Origin of the sequence: Klebsiella sp. K47, assembly GCF_051858335.1 — a bacterium.
GTDB classification, from domain to species: Bacteria; Pseudomonadota; Gammaproteobacteria; order Enterobacterales; family Enterobacteriaceae; genus Klebsiella; species Klebsiella pneumoniae.
Genome location: NZ_JBPYUI010000274.1, coordinates 1 through 235 on the forward strand (window position 1 = coordinate 1; position 235 = coordinate 235).

1 protein-coding gene is annotated in these 235 nt (G+C 71.9%); it reads right to left on the reverse strand.

Annotated elements, in window-relative coordinates; translation table 11 throughout:
* Positions 1 to 235: OmpA family protein (locus tag RRF55_RS28005; RefSeq protein ID WP_439419299.1), on the reverse strand; the 235-nt coding region annotated here is incomplete at both ends.

Here is a 235-nt window from a genome sequence, read left to right on the forward strand (position 1 = left end):
GGCCTTGGCCGGCTGGGTCTCGCCCTTGCCGTCCAGGGAGATCACGCCGCCGTTGACGCCTTGAGCGACCAGGGCGTCAGCCACGGTGCGCGCACGGCGGTTCGACAGGCCCTGGTTGTAGGCCGCGTTGCCCGAGGTGTCGGTGTGGCCGACGACCAGCACGCGGGTCGGAGCGCCCGACTTGGCGTAGTTGGCGGCTTGCGTCACCACCGAGCGGGCTTCCGCCGTCAGGTCC